Origin of the sequence: Halomonas sp. IOP_6 (assembly GCF_021151565.1) — a bacterium.
Lineage (GTDB): Bacteria > Pseudomonadota > Gammaproteobacteria > Pseudomonadales > Halomonadaceae > Vreelandella > Vreelandella alkaliphila.
The window spans coordinates 197,704-211,608 of sequence record NZ_JAIRBO010000006.1 but is presented as its reverse complement, the minus strand read 5'-3'; the positions used below and the strand labels follow the sequence as shown (position 1 = coordinate 211,608).

Here is a 13,905-nt window from a genome sequence, read left to right as displayed (position 1 = left end):
ATAGATAAACCTACGCACCGGGCATGGTAAGGGGGCCTGCGCGCTCAACAACCCGTTGCCAGGCAGGATCACTTTCAATACGCGCCACAAATGCTGCGATAGCCGGATACGTTGCCAACGATTGTGTCGCGGCAACGGCCTGTAGCGGAAAACTCATTTGTATATCGGCCCCACTCGGCCAGTCACCCGCAAAATTACTTCGTTTGTCTAGGTGCGATTCAATAATGGTTAGATGTTGTTTTAGTTGGGGCTGGATAAACCGCTGCTGCACCGTTGAGCTAATTCCTTTTGCTAACGGCTTAATCAGCCACGGAGACTGCTTAGGCAATTGGCTAAAGACCAGCCCCATCACTAACAGCGGCATTAACGAACCTTCTGCATAGTGGAGCCAGTAGCGATAATTCACCCACTCATTACGGTTTTCTTCAAGGAGCTGATCTTTGGCATTACCATAGCAGTTGACGAGATAATCAATAATTGCCCCTGATTCTGCCACGGTCAGCTCACCGTCGGTAATAACTGGCGACTTACCCAGCGGATGGATTTTTTTAAGTGATGCCGGGGCTAGCTGAGTTTTAGGATCGCGCTGATAAACCTCAATATCATAATCAAGGCCAAGTGTTTCCAGAAGCCATAAAATACGGTGCGAGCGGGATTTTTCGAGATGGTGAACGCGGATCATAACTACTCCATGGGGCGACTTGGTACGCTAGCATTGCACCAAAGTCAGTTATCCTTTTACTGCAAGCGTATTTAGCTTAGCACTATTGCAGCGTTGAACCCCATGAAGCTTAGCACTTATTTATCTTATTAAAGAAACGCCAAGAGCATGGCTTAAGGCATTACCAGATCAAAATTAAGCCTATGTTTTAAATCATTTTTAATAATATGAACATGCTCTCATCCATTCTGTACTACGTTCTATGTTCATGACGCCAACGTGACAATATATCTAACGGCGACCATTTCCCTTCCAGCCAAGGGGCAAGTAGGCGCGTTGAAAGTGGAATAAATAAAAACACCATGACAGGCGTCAACATCATCGTACTGACCAGAACACGGGGCACCATGGGCCAGTCCGCCAAGGCACTGCCAAATACCCAGTTAAACAACAGTGAAATGGGGAAAAAAGCCAACCATACGGCGATGGCTTGCTTCCAGCGCGGAGGCGTCGTGCCCGAGCTAGACTGAAACCAAGCATCTAGACCGGTGGCACGGTGCTCATGAGGCGCATCATATAGCCCCTTACCTCGCTGTAGCCATGCATTCCGTGAAGCCGAATGCTCCCAGGCTGTTAACGTATCACTGCTACTAAAGCGGAAAATGATCTGATATTCGTCATCGCTATTGGGGGGGGCCAAAACACCGGATCCCAAATAACCAGGAAAGTCAGCCGCCAAGTCGCGGCCTTCGTTTAACCAACGGTTAAAATCGTGATAACGACCGCTCGCCACTCGACGGGCTACCATTAACGTAACAGGTGAGGCAGACATGATATATCTCCTAATGTAGTCACAGCGAATTGCCGGGTAGGCAAGCTGTTGGCCTTCAGGTGGGTAACCCCAAAAGCGGCACTCGCATTATACAAGCAATGATGATGCCATGTGGTGACAAGAAGTGGTGATAAGGTGGTAACTAGTGGCCTGGTAGTGGCTGACGACGTTCGCCACGCTGAAAAGACCTAACGTGCAAGTAAATATCAATGGCGCTGCGAATTGCATCGGCCTCTAGGGCATCTGGTACCACGATAGGCCCTTCCACTTCGCCTCCTGAGCGCAAAACCCTATCTACATCAGCACGATAGCGTTCTAAAAGGTGTTCTATGTTGATACGCACACGATGCACTTCTAGCGAGAAAGCATGTCTTTGTTCGTTACGCTTAACGACATCCAATGGATTTTCTGCCGATTCGATTAGGCTCTCCAGCGTATTGAGCACTAATTTTTCGGCTCTATTTAGATTGGGTATAACGGCATAAATGAGCTCATGGAGCGTTAGATTTGCATCGCTATGGTGCATATGCCGAGTCAACTCTTTGAGAGAGGTTGAATGTTGATAAAACGCCCCTGGTCAGAAAATTCCAATCGATAAACACCATGAACTCCCTCTTGTCCAACTACTCGGCGCAGCGCTTCAGCAGGAAAAATGACCCAGCGGCCATCGACGCTGCGCGTTCGCACGTTCGAGTAGCGCCCTTCGTAATGCGCTAGGCACTCACTTTTTGACAGATGAATAACAACATCAATTATGGGCATGCGAATGATTAACCAAACAATAGCTAAGCGGTCGTTTTAGGCACGACGATTACGTGCTGCGATTCCTTCATAGATGCTCTATGCTAACGCAAACAGCTTATCCTTCGGTAATTGCTTATGGATCTTTCTACCCTAACCCCCTTTGTTTCTTCATATGCGTTACCGCAGCCTAAGGTAAGCAGTACACAGGCTAATCGGATGCCGTCGGAGGAACAGAAAGCTCACGCCTCTGAGACTGCACAAGCAAGTGAAGAGACGGACTCATCCGCCAGTCGCGAAACGACCGGTCCTACGCGCCCTGACGGTACGCCGCTAGCACCTGAAGAGATTCAGTACTTAGAGCAGCTTAAGCAAACTGATCGAGAAGTCCGCCAGCATGAAGTGGCCCACCAGACGGTGGGCGGCCCCTACACCGGCGGTGCCAGCTATGAGTACGAAGTTGGGCCAGACGGTAAACGCTATGCAGTTGCGGGTGAAGTACCGATTGATTACGGCCCCGTGCCAGGCAACCCCACGGCGACTATTGAAAAGATGCAAACGATCATCGCGGCAGCGTTGGCGCCGGCAGAACCCTCTTCTAAAGATATACAGGTGGCCGCTCAGGCAAGACAATATTTATTGGAAGCCAAACTGGAAGCCGCTCGCGAGCAGAGCGAAATGAATGCTGCACGAAGCGCTGGGGAAGCTACTACAGAAGAAGTGACAACAATGCCTGATGAGCAGGCAGCCTGAGCCGTTGGCTTTCCCACATTAGATTGCAATTACTCATCCTATTAATGTCGCTTAGGGTGCTGGTGAAGCAGCACCTAAAAAACGCTGATTCCAGTAATCGACATCCAGTGGCACGCTGACCACGGCTCGACCGCTACCAGGTGCGTGGATCATTTGCCGGTTCCCACCATAAATGCCTACGTGTGTGGCTTTGGCGCCATCTCCAAAAAACAGTAAATCACCTGGGCGTGGCGCATCAACCGAAGGCAGCGCGCGGAACTGATCATCAGCAGTGCGGGGCACGCGGATGCCCGCAGCGCGATAAGTCATTTCCACAAGCCCCGAACAATCCAGCCCCTCCGGAGTATTGCCACCAAAGCGATACGGTGTGCCAATCGCTTGCTGGGCATGAGAGAGAATCAGCGCGCGTTCCATTGAAATGCCCGCTTGATCACTTGAGGCGGGAACGGTAGTTATCTCTTTGCTGGCACACCCTGCTAATAGCAGCAGCGTGAATAGCGTTAACAGTGGGGACAGACGGATAAATGGCATACATCGCTCCGGCTCAGCACGTTAGCAATGCTTATATCATGGCCTATGCGCAGCTTACCCGCTACTGATTCGTAGGTGGCTATTACTAACGCACTATGACTAACGCCCTATCCACTCTACAAAGGTGGTTTTGCCTAACGCATGGCGCTCATGGCGCAGGCGGCTCATCGCAGCATAGGGTAAGTCCATCACTAAGCCGTTACCAAGCGGCTGCCCCAGCACTTGGCGCAGCAGCGCATTGCAGACAAACAGATGTGCAACCACCAACACGTGCTTACCGGGCGGATTAGCCAACAGCCGCTGCCAGGATTCACTAACCCGAGCATCCAGCGCTGCCAACGTTTCTCCTTCTGGGGGCGCAGATAGACAGGGATTAAACCAAAATGCGCTCATCGGCTCGCTGCCCTCATCGGCAAATACCTGGGCATGCGTTTTGCCTTCCCAGCGTCCCAGGTGAAGTTCCGCCAAGTCGTCATCAACTTGTACAGGCACATCAAACTCCTCGCCTAGCCACAGCGCAAATTCGCGGCAACGTAGCAATGGCGAACTGACAATCGCATCGTAAGGTGGCTTGCCCTCTACCGTGTGGCGCATGACGGCATCACTCACTTGCTTCCAGCCCGTTTCACTCAGTGGGTGGTCGGTGCTGCCACGTAGCATGCGCCCGCCGACTGGCTCTCCATGGCGCATAATATCGATGGTGGTGATGTCTGCATTAGGAAAACGCATGGTTTCTGTTCCTCAACAGGCTAACTAAATGATCGCGTGGCGCACACGGGCGGAGACCCACTCGGATACCAGCACCGTGGCAAAAATCATCACAAAGATGACGCTAACTTGGTTCCAGGCAAGGCTGTTAATTGAGGCATTGAGCTGCAAGCCAATACCACCAGCCCCCACCAAACCCAGCACGGTAGACTCACGAATATTAATATCCCAGCGATACACGCTAATACCTGCAAAGGCAGGCATTACCTGAGGCAACACAGCGTAGTTCATCACCTGTAGGCGGCTGGCGCCGGTGGCACTAATCGCTTCAACGGGGGTTGGATGGATCTCTTCAATGGCTTCATAAAGCAGCTTGCCCACAAAGCCAATGGAGCGCAGCGCAATGGCGATAATACCCGCCAAGACGCCAGGGCCAAGAATGGTGACCAACAGCATGGCCCAAATCAGCGAGTTGATAGAGCGCGACGAAACAATAATAGTGAGCGCCAAGCTGCGTATCAGTGGGTGCGGCGTGGTATTGCGTGCCGCTAAAAACGCCACGGGAAAGGCCATGACAATGCCTAGCGCCGTCCCTAACGTGGCAATGTTCAAGGTATCCCACATGGGCTTCCACAGCACATTGGCATACTCCCAACGCGGCGGCATCATACGGCTGATTAAGTCGCTGCCCTGGCGGCCAGCATCTTCAACAAACACCCACATGGTGTTATCAGAAATCACTTTCCAACATAGTAGAAACAGGCTGATGCCTAGAAGCCAGGCAGCGAATTGCAGCCACTGGGCACGGGTAGTGCGCCGCTGCCAAAGCGGTGCCCCTTGGAGGGATGTTGAAACAGGCATATCGTTTCCTCTTATGACAAGTGGCGCGCCGTTACTGTGTCCAGCGGCGAACATAGCTGGAGGCATACTCACTCATCAGTACAATAGCGATGATAATCAGCAGGATGGCAGCAGATGTGCCGTACTCGTAGCGGCTCAACGAGGTATTCAGGGTGGCACCGATACCGCCAGCGCCGACAATGCCAATCACTGACGACTCGCGGAAGTTGATATCCAATCGATACATCGAGAGACCAATTAAGCGCGGCATCACCTGAGGTTGAATGGCATGATTCATGGTTTGCCACCAGCTCGCCCCGGTGGCACGTACGGCCTCTACCTGCCGCCAGTCGAGGTCTTCAATATCCTCTGCCAGCAGCTTGGCCATAAAACCAATCGTGGCAAACGCCAGGGTCAACATGCCCGCAAACGGCCCGAAGCCGAACATCACCACAAACAGAATGGCGATAATAATTTCCTGAAAGGTGCGCGAAACGGCAATAATCGCGCGGCATACGGCATAAATAGGTAATGGCGAGATATTACGCGCCGCCCCCAGCCCCACGGGAATGGCCAATAACACGCCAATCACTGTAGAGGTTAACGTCATGGTCAGACTTTCCAGCAGGCCAGCGATAATATCGCTCTGGCGGCTCACGAAGTCCGGCTGCAAAAACGCACCCAGAAAATTGAGTGCGCGTCCGGCCCCTTCCGCCACACGTGCCCAGTTAACTTCCACAGAGGCAAGTGCGAGTACCAGATAAACCATCGCGCCTAGCACCAGCCCCCAACGCACACGCGGGTTATCAATCAGTGGTAAGCGCCGCCAGTGCCCCTCACGCGCAGCCTGTTGGCGCGCCAGTGAATTGGTGCTGCTCATCGCGCGCCCCCACTCGCTAGTCTTTCTAACCGGGACAGCTCGCAACCAGTATGAAGCCGATGTGCTTCGCTCTCTTTCGTATTCTGTTCAGTTTCATCATCGTCGGAGTGTTCTGGGGTGGTATCCCAATCCTCTTCACCATAGATAGTCGTGAGAATCTCACTGGTAAGCTCGCTAGGCTGCCCGTCAAAGACGATTTCCCCAGCCCGCAACCCCACAATACGGTCAGCAAACTGCTTAGCCAGCGCGACGTCGTGAATGTTGATAATCGCGGCCAACTCTCGCTCGGCGCATAGTTCACGGATCAGGCGCATGATCTGGCGCGATGTTTTCGGGTCGAGACTGGCGGTAGGTTCATCAACCAATAGTAGCTTTGGGCTTTGTAACAGCGCGCGGGCAATACCGACCCGCTGGCGCTGGCCACCGGAAAGCGCATCGGCGCGCTTATCAATAGCGTGGGGTAAGCCAACCCGTTCCAGCAAGCGAAAGGCTTCGGCCACGGCTTCCTGTGGGTAGCGGCGTAAGAAGCTACGCCAGAAACCTACATAACCTAGCTGGCCAGACAGCACGTTCTCCATCACGGTTAAACGGTCAACCAGTGCATACTCCTGAAAAATCATCCCCATGGAGCGGCGTGCATGGCGTAGCCGGTTGCCTGATAGTTTGGTCAGCTCAATATTATCTAAGCAAATGCTGCCTTGAGTGGGCTCTACCAAACGGTTAACACAACGAATCAGCGTGCTTTTCCCTGCACCGGATGGCCCAATCAGCGCCATCACTTGGCCCTTAGGTAGCGTCAGTTGTATATCGGTTAACGCACGATCCCCAGTGGGGTAACGTTTGCCAACGCCGGTAAGAGTCAACATGAGAGTGCCCCATTTACGATTAGTCAGGTACATAGCAATTCGGCCAGAAAGTTGCCTTCCTGGCCGATAGGGTTTCAGAACGACTAGTATGTTAATCGCAGTCGTAGGTCACGCCATTAGCATCGGCGATGGTGCGAATGACCGACCAGTTTTCCTGATAAGTAATCGGGATAAACTGCGCTTCACCGGAATTGGCAAACTCGGCCTCAAGAGCCGTACCTTTCCAGTCGTAGCTGAAGAAAGCATCCTGAATTTTCTCGGCCAGCTCAGGGTTCAAGTTATTGGCCAGCCCATAGGCGGTGGTGGGGAACGTTTCTGAGGTGTAGATAATCTCGTAATCACCTTCGTTGACAACGCCACGAGAGATCATCCGCGCGCCAACAGAGTTAGCAATGGCAGCAGCTTCGTAGTCTTTGTTTACCACCCCTAAAATGGAGTTGTCATGGGAGCCGGAGAACGCAGTTTCGAAATCCTCACCAGCCTCTAGACCGTACTCGGAACGCAGCAACGCAGAAGGCGCGCGGAAGCCAGAGTTAGACGTTTCAGAGGTAAATGCCAGTTGGCTGCCTGCCAAGTCTTCAACCGACTCAATGCCGCTGCCGGGATAAGTGATGATCTCCATCTCATAGCCAAAGCTACCGTCTTCAGCAGCCATCATGGCAAAGGGACGGAAGCCGCCGCAGTTAACGGCAACCGGTACACCGCCCGTATTAAAACCAGCCACGTGCAGGCGACCTGCGCGCAGTGCTTCCTGCTGAGCCGCGTTGGACTGAACCGGGAAGAACTGCACCCGCTTGCCGGTGGCATCGCTTAAGTGTTCGAGAAAATCCGCCCAAACATCAGCGTATACAGCTGGGTCTTCGACCGGCGTGTAGGCAAAGACTAAGGTATCCGGGTCGACCCACTGAGACTCATCGCTGGGTACGTCAGCAACCATGTCACCGTCATTATCAACATAGCGCGAAGAGAGGTCAGCGGAGGCACTAACGGCTGCTAGCGCAAACGCACTAACCACAGCAACGCTAATCAACGTACGAGAAAACGATTGAGACAGACAGAGAGGTTGCATACATCACCTGAGCGGGTTATTTAACAATGCCGCTATGGTGGTGCCCAATCATGACAGCGGAGGGACATTAAAATGACAAGGTCATGACCCCTAAGTGACAGTTAAGTGAGTAAAAACTCAGTGCTACCTACTACACGTTGGCACCACACAGCATCCTCGGCGCTCTACGAATAAACTGTTACCCGCTATTTTTTTTGCTTGGTGCTTTAACTCGGAAAGTTGCGCGGCAATGTCTAGCGCCTTGCAGCTAGTGGTATCAGTGACCGGCTTAACAGCAATAGAGACACTTACAAAAGGAATAAACATCACCGAACCCTGGCGGTTTTCTATATGGATTCCCCCTTGCTGACGGTCTGCCTCTTCATAAAACCCGGGCGCCATCACTTCAAAAGAGTGCAATATTTGCAGGCAAACGCCCTCCCACTGCTCTAAGGGAAGCAGCATCATAAAGTCATCACCACCAATATGGCCGATAAACCCGCCAGCGCTTTCTACCTGCGCCTGAAGCAGACGTGACAAGGAAATAATCACGTGATCGCCACGAGCATAGCCATAAGCATCGTTAAATGCTTTGAAATTATCTAAATCAACGTAGGCGGCCGCGAACCCTTCGCGCTGATCGAGATAAGTGACCAGCGTTTCGTTTATCAGAATATTACCCGGCAATCCGGTAAGCGGATTGGCATGACGGGCCTGACGCACCTGAATGGCGGTAATTTCGCGCAATAGGTCCACAATAGTCCCCATTCCCAGATAGCAACCGCGACTATCCACAATAACGAAATCTTCCTGCTCGATATCGCGGCTATCGGTTAGCTGCTGGCTAAGCGCCTCAAGAGACAAATCTGCGTCGGCCACTAGCATTTTAGGGTCTGCAATCTCTAACACCCGACGCTTTGCATACAACGCGTGGCTATAGGGGTTGGTAAATAGCGTTAAAAACGCATTGCGACGCACCACGGCTATTGGCACGCCATCTTCTACCACCGCCACACAGCGTAGGGTTGTAACATCACGAAATCGTTCGGCAAGCTCTGGTACGGAGCACGCCGGCGACACAGCACTTATCGAACGTAAAATAGAGTGGGCGGTGCGCCCCGCCGGGCCTTTTAGCTGTGTCGTGGCAGGCAACAGCATATGTAGCTGCAAGGGCGGATGAAGGCTGGGTCGTGCAAAGTAAAATCCCTGAAGCAACGCCAACCCTCGGTCTAATTCCCACAGACAAAGGTGCTCGGCGGCAGTTTCAACTCCCTCAGCAATCAGTTGGCAGTCTAAGCTGCGCGCTACATCGAGAATCGAGCGTAAGAACTCACGTTTAGCCGGCTCTTGATCAATGCCAGAAATAAAGTGGCGGTCTAGTTTGACGAAATCAGGGCGCAGTTCAGACCAATGGCGCAAACTGGAATGGCCAGCCCCTAAGTCATCTAGCGCCACTTGAAAGCCCATGTCGCGATAGTGGGCCACGGCTTGACGCATCAGCTCGTAATCATGAATAGGCACATGCTCAGTAAGCTCGATCACTACCCGCTCTGGGGGCAAGCCGCTCTCTTGAATGAAACTCAACGTTAAGCCTTCACGGAAGTCACGCTCAACAATTGTCAGCGGCATCACGTTCAGAAACAGCAATCCCGGCAGTTCAAGTTCTGCAAAACGCTGAATCGCTAGTTGTCGACACAGTAAATCCAGTTCGACTAACAATCCTGCCTGAGTCGCCACCTCAAACAGGCGTAACGGCGAGTGTAGCGGCGATGTTTTCGGGCCACGAATAAGGGCTTCATAGCCATAAATAGCCTGTTGATTGGCATTCACAATGGGCTGAAACAACACATGCAGCTCTTCTGCTGCAATAATCTGGTTCAACCACTGTGCTTCTTGTGCGGTCATATACCTGCTGCCCTATCAAACGTCGCCTGTTCCTTTGATTGTTATAGCTCCATCTGATTTTAAAGCGCCATCAGGAAAGCATTCGGACAGCAATCGTGCGACATTTCCATGTCGTTTGTATGACACTACGACCAACAGCAGCGGACTAAGAGCGCGGGAGTTCTGACGGTGGAAACACCACATCACCTCCATCGACGTCTAGCTGGCGAATATCCGTTGGGTGGCCCTGTTCATCCAGGCTTACCAACCCAATCCCACTGGCATTCCATAGCCGCTCTCCGGCGCTAGCCCGGTCTGGGTCGCGGGGGTGAATACTTAGCTTGCGGCGCTTGGTGAACCAGTTGAGCGGCGATAACGGCGCATAGAGCCAACGGTTCAATCGGTCAAACGTGTTCAACAGCTGTTGGGGAAACGTATTTTTGATCCCACTGGAGGTAATTTGCCAAAGATGCGGTGCCTGCTTTTGACGACGTACAACAATATCGTAGGCAAATGAATAGTGGACGTCGCCAGATAAAATCACGTAGTTACCCGGCGTTTTTGAGTGCCGCCAAATATGCAGTAGTACATTGGCAGCCCCGCGATGCGCCATCCAGTTTTCAGCGTCCACCACCAACGGCTTGCCCGCCAAGGTAAACAGCTTTTGAATGATCTCTATCAGCTTGACCCCAAACATCGGGGCTGGGGAAACGATAACGGCGCTTTTAGTACCCAGTAACGCTTGCTGCATTTCCATCAGCGCCTCCCAGTCCATCAAACCCGAAGGACGGTTAGGGTTACGCTCGCTACGCCAACGGCGGGTGCGCGTATCCAGCACGATTAGGGCAGGCGTGCCAGGCACCTGGTACTCCCAGCCCTGAAAGCGCAGTAACCGCTCGATGAAATTATCCTGGGCGCTCGCGTTAAGCGAGCTATCCTCTTCAAATAGTGTCGAGGCTTGAAGCAACAGCGGATTAAGCTTATCCGGTGCATTGCCCCATCCCTGACACAATAAATAAGCCACTAACGCATTGCCGATAATACGCTTGGAAAACGGATGGCCGTAGGCACAGCGCTCCCAGTCAGCGGTCAAGTTCCAGTCATCGGTGACATCGTGATCATCAAAGATCATCAGACTGGGAACGTGGGCCATTAGCCGTGCGCACTGAGGCAGCCCTGCAACAAAGTCGTCAATCACCACCTGCTCTTTCTGATAGGCGTCCGTTTCTTTGTCATCCAACTCTGGCGGTTCAACAGCAATGAGTTGCCAGGGCGTTGGAGACCATACCAAGCAGTACATGGCGAGCATTTCTGCCAGTGTCACTAAGTGGTTTTGCGCATTTGCGGAGGTAAACACAGGCTTTTTAACGCCGCCAAAGAAACGCTCACGCAGCGCAGCGTTACTGGTCACATCCGGCAACAGCGCTTCACGGTGATAATAGCTTTCGGGGGCGGCGTAAAGCGCTTGACTGTCATCTACCGTGGCTCCTTCCAACTGCTCATCTACCAATCCCAAACGCTCAATCAGTGCGTGTACGGCACGCAGCATCGGGCCAGCAACATCATCAACATAGACCTGGTCACCGGTCATCAGCAGCCAGGCTGGCCACTCTTTAGGGGTTGATTGGCGTTCGGCTAACCAGGTATCTGCCCGTACCAAGCCATCGGCGCTGTTGTGATGAGGTTTACGGCACGAACCGTGCATCAACCGGTGATGCCGAGAGGCCAGCACAAAGCCTGGATACGCTTCGCCCTCATGACATAACCAGGGCGCCCAATCCGGCAGGCGTTGCCATTCGCCTTGGGTACCCTGTACCTGCAAATCGTAGACAATTCGCTCATCGGTGGGCAGTGCGGTCGGCAAGCTCAGGTCAATAAAATGAATATAGGCGTGCTGGCCAATCGCCACGCATTGATGCGACTTATCCAATGGGTGCGTCTGGACACCCACTTGTTCAGGGTAAAGCAACAGTTGCATGGTTAGCGGCCGGGTCGCGACTAGCCACAGCACTAGCCGCGAAGGCGAAAGGCGACGCAGCAGTGGCCCCACCAGTACGTCCGGCAATGTCTTGGTGATTTGCGTCATGTCATTGTCTCTTGGTTAGGTCATGCATAGTAGCTACCGAGCAACCACAGGTAATTCAACAACCACCTCTAATCCACCCGCCTGGGCACGTTGCAGATGCATTTGCCCTTGATACAGCGCGACAAGATCCGTCACGATGGCCAGCCCAAGTCCACTACCAGAACGTTGCTCATCGAGACGTTTGCCGCGCTGCACAGCGGCTTGGCACTCCTGTGCGGACATACCAGGGCCATCATCGCTCACTCGTAGCGACAGCCGTTGGCCATCGGTTTGCAAACGAATGCTCACCTCGCTTGCCGCCCAGCGAAGTGCGTTGTCCAACAGGTTACCGACGATTTCCTGAAGATCCTGCCCATCCATATGGACGCGCGCACTGCTGTCTATGTGTTGCTGCAGGCGAATATGACGGCGCTGCGCAAGACGTGTAAGCCCAGTAATCAGCGCCGCCAACGTATCCTGAACGGCAATTGGGGCGAAACGCGCCCCCTCGCCAGCAGCCGATGCCCGCGCTAAGTGGTGACGCACCGCATTGTCGATGCGCGAAAGCTCAACCTCCCAATGAGCGCGGCTTTCACTGGGCAATTGCTTAACCAGCAATCGCATAACGCTTAGCGGGGTTTTTAACGCATGGGCAAGGTTACCTGCGGTATGGCGGCTTCGCTCAATCAAACGCTGGTCACGAATAAGTACGGCATTCATTGACTCCGCTAGCATCGCCAGCTCATCCGGCAGGTGGGTGTCGAGCTGCTCAGCCTGCCCTTGCTCGACGTCCCGGAGATTAGCATTCATGCGTCGCAGTGGTGCCAACCCCCAGCGTACCTGCAGCGCTAGTACACCTAACAGCAGCGCCCCCAGGCCCACCAGCCCCAGCCATAAAGCTTGTTGAAATTGTCGAATATCTTCTCGCAACGCATCATCACGGGCGGCAATGCTAACATGCAGCGGGGTTTCCAACGGGGCAAGGTAAATATCTCGCTCGACAATTCGCAACTGCTGGCCTCGCGGGCCGCTCCACGTGCGAGCCGATAGGTTTGTATTATCGACAACCGGTAGGCGCTGATCCCACAGCGAGCGCGACGTTGCCGAAAGCTGGTCATGGTCGGTAATTTGCCAATACCAGCCGGAATAAACCTGTTCAAAACGCGGGTCGCCCAGTGATCGATCGTAACTTATCTGCTGGGCAATCGGGTCAAAGGTAACCCCCGCAATGATCACGTTCAGCGTTGTCTCCAAGCGTTCATCAAAGGCATGAATTGCTGACGTACGATAATGGTGAGTGAGCAGCCAACCCGCCATAGGCAACGCTAGCAACACCATTAACAGTGCCGCCAGTAGAAGACGCAACGTAATCGAACGGGTCGACCAACGCTGAGCCCAACGGGTAATAGCTGGCTTCATGCGCCGGAAGGCTCTTCAGCGAGTAAGCGATACCCCTGACCACGCAGCGTGGCAATCCGCCATGCGCCTAATTTACGCCGCAACCGGCTCACTTGAACATCAATCACGTTGGAGTCGGGCTCATGATCACGGTCATAGACATGTTCAGAGAGCTCACTGCGGCTAACCACGCGCGGGGCAGCATGCATTAAGTAGCTGAGTAGGCGCGTTTCCTGGGCGGTTATGCTAACCGGCCTGCCCGCCAGCGTGACATGCTGGGTATGGGTATCCAGGCGTAGCTCACCCACTTTTAGCACGGGATGGGCATGGCCATGACTACGACGCACCAGGGCACGCAGCCGAAACATGACCTCGGCAGGTTCGAAGGGTTTCGTCACATAGTCATCGGCCCCTGCGGTAAAACCTGCCGCTTTATCAGCCCAGCGCTCGCGCGCCGTCAAAATCAGTACTGGCAGATCAATGCCGTCTTCACGCCACGCAGAGAGCCAGCGCGTGCCTTCACCATCGGGTAGCCCCACATCAAGGATGACCGTGTCATAGGCTTCCGTGCGCACTAGAAAATCTGCTTCCTGGCCATTTTCCGCATGCTCTACCAGCCAATCACCCTCCCGTAGCGCTTGAATAAGCTCACGGGCGAGCGCCTGGTCGTCCTCTACCAGTAAACACTTCATGAATAG

General features: G+C 53.4%; 15 protein-coding genes. 1 reads left to right on the top strand and 14 read right to left on the bottom strand.

What is annotated here, in order from left to right:
- Positions 1-10 precede the first annotated feature (10 nt).
- From K7H08_RS13095 to K7H08_RS13080, 4 genes are all read right to left on the bottom strand, one after another.
- Positions 11-682, bottom strand: a complete 672-nt coding sequence (locus K7H08_RS13095) for a glutathione S-transferase (protein ID WP_038480620.1) — start codon at positions 680-682, stop codon at positions 11-13.
- A 232-nt stretch (positions 683-914) separates the two neighbouring features.
- On the bottom strand, positions 915-1,493 hold the full coding sequence (locus tag K7H08_RS13090; protein ID WP_095604421.1) for an antibiotic biosynthesis monooxygenase: 579 nt from the start codon (positions 1,491-1,493) through the stop codon (positions 915-917).
- A 142-nt stretch (positions 1,494-1,635) separates the two neighbouring features.
- Entirely contained in the window at positions 1,636-1,938 is a 303-nt protein-coding gene (locus tag K7H08_RS13085; protein ID WP_231658217.1) for a hypothetical protein, read from the bottom strand.
- A gap of 89 nt (positions 1,939-2,027) precedes the next feature.
- Positions 2,028-2,255 (bottom strand): DUF2835 family protein, encoded by a 228-nt coding sequence (locus tag K7H08_RS13080; RefSeq protein WP_084183648.1) that lies wholly within the window; start codon positions 2,253-2,255, stop codon positions 2,028-2,030.
- Positions 2,256-2,453: 198 nt separating this feature from the next.
- Between K7H08_RS13080 and K7H08_RS13075 the strand changes: the two genes are divergently transcribed.
- The gene (locus K7H08_RS13075; RefSeq protein WP_442908342.1) at positions 2,454-2,987 is read left to right on the top strand and encodes a putative metalloprotease CJM1_0395 family protein; all 534 of its coding nucleotides are present in this window, start codon (positions 2,454-2,456) and stop codon (positions 2,985-2,987) included.
- A 51-nt stretch (positions 2,988-3,038) separates the two neighbouring features.
- Here K7H08_RS13075 and K7H08_RS13070 read toward each other — a convergent pair whose 3' ends face one another.
- The 10 genes from K7H08_RS13070 to K7H08_RS13025 all read right to left on the bottom strand — a co-directional run bounded on the left by K7H08_RS13070 (position 3,039) and on the right by K7H08_RS13025 (position 13,899).
- Positions 3,039-3,518, bottom strand: a complete 480-nt coding sequence (locus K7H08_RS13070) for a C40 family peptidase (RefSeq protein ID WP_198349527.1) — start codon at positions 3,516-3,518, stop codon at positions 3,039-3,041.
- Between the two features lie 99 nt (positions 3,519-3,617).
- Positions 3,618-4,247 carry a histidine phosphatase family protein gene (locus K7H08_RS13065; RefSeq protein WP_231658215.1) on the bottom strand — a complete coding sequence of 210 codons (630 nt, stop codon included), beginning with the start codon at positions 4,245-4,247 and terminating at the stop codon, positions 3,618-3,620.
- A gap of 24 nt (positions 4,248-4,271) precedes the next feature.
- Complete coding sequence (gene phnE / locus K7H08_RS13060) at positions 4,272-5,087, bottom strand: phosphonate ABC transporter, permease protein PhnE (RefSeq protein WP_038480604.1); 816 nt, start codon at positions 5,085-5,087, stop codon at positions 4,272-4,274.
- A 31-nt stretch (positions 5,088-5,118) separates the two neighbouring features.
- A complete protein-coding gene (gene phnE / locus K7H08_RS13055; RefSeq protein ID WP_095604415.1) occupies positions 5,119-5,946 on the bottom strand; it encodes a phosphonate ABC transporter, permease protein PhnE in 828 nt (275 codons plus the stop codon).
- Positions 5,943-6,812 (bottom strand): phosphonate ABC transporter ATP-binding protein, encoded by an 870-nt coding sequence (gene phnC, locus K7H08_RS13050; RefSeq protein ID WP_231658214.1) that lies wholly within the window; start codon positions 6,810-6,812, stop codon positions 5,943-5,945. The genes phnE (K7H08_RS13055) and phnC overlap by 4 nt, the downstream gene beginning before the upstream one ends.
- Before the next feature lie 91 nt (positions 6,813-6,903).
- A complete protein-coding gene (phnD, locus tag K7H08_RS13045; protein WP_231658213.1) occupies positions 6,904-7,881 on the bottom strand; it encodes a phosphate/phosphite/phosphonate ABC transporter substrate-binding protein in 978 nt (325 codons plus the stop codon).
- Positions 7,882-8,004: 123 nt separating this feature from the next.
- Positions 8,005-9,765 carry a bifunctional diguanylate cyclase/phosphodiesterase gene (locus K7H08_RS13040; RefSeq protein ID WP_231658212.1) on the bottom strand — a complete coding sequence of 587 codons (1,761 nt, stop codon included), beginning with the start codon at positions 9,763-9,765 and terminating at the stop codon, positions 8,005-8,007.
- A gap of 145 nt (positions 9,766-9,910) precedes the next feature.
- The gene (locus tag K7H08_RS13035; RefSeq protein ID WP_231658210.1) at positions 9,911-11,830 is read right to left on the bottom strand and encodes an alkaline phosphatase D family protein; all 1,920 of its coding nucleotides are present in this window, start codon (positions 11,828-11,830) and stop codon (positions 9,911-9,913) included.
- A 33-nt stretch (positions 11,831-11,863) separates the two neighbouring features.
- Positions 11,864-13,228 carry a sensor histidine kinase gene (locus tag K7H08_RS13030; RefSeq protein ID WP_231658209.1) on the bottom strand — a complete coding sequence of 455 codons (1,365 nt, stop codon included), beginning with the start codon at positions 13,226-13,228 and terminating at the stop codon, positions 11,864-11,866.
- Positions 13,225-13,899: a winged helix-turn-helix domain-containing protein gene (locus K7H08_RS13025; protein ID WP_038480583.1), complete on the bottom strand. Its 675-nt coding sequence runs from the start codon at positions 13,897-13,899 to the stop codon at positions 13,225-13,227. Before K7H08_RS13025 ends, K7H08_RS13030 begins: the two co-directional genes overlap by 4 nt.
- Positions 13,900-13,905: the final 6 nt, after the last annotated feature.